The sequence below is a fragment of the Pseudomonas oryzihabitans genome, from assembly GCF_007665395.1.
Classification (GTDB): Bacteria; Pseudomonadota; Gammaproteobacteria; order Pseudomonadales; family Pseudomonadaceae; genus Chryseomonas; species Chryseomonas psychrotolerans_C.
Window position 1 is genome coordinate 1 of sequence record NZ_VDND01000037.1, and the last position, 263, is coordinate 263.

General features: G+C 61.6%; 1 protein-coding gene. It reads right to left on the reverse strand.

All coding sequences use genetic code 11. From position 1 onward, the window contains the following. Positions 1-263, reverse strand: a 263-nt coding sequence (locus FSV73_RS25480; protein WP_260856171.1) for an EF-Tu/IF-2/RF-3 family GTPase, incomplete at both ends; no start/stop codon positions are given.

Consider the following 263-nt stretch of genomic DNA (forward strand, 5'->3'; position numbering starts at 1 on the left):
TCTTCCTTGGACAGCACGTACACTTCGCACTCGAACTTGGTGTGCGGCTTGATGGTGCCCGGCTTGGCCAGAACCTGGCCACGCTCCACGTCTTCACGCTTGGTGCCACGCAGCAGCACGCCGACGTTCTCGCCAGCACGGCCTTCGTCCAGCAGCTTGCGGAACATTTCAACGCCGGTGCAGGTGGTCTTGACGGTGGCCTTGATGCCCACGATCTCGACTTCTTCCTGGACCTTGACGATGCCACGCTCGACACGACCGGT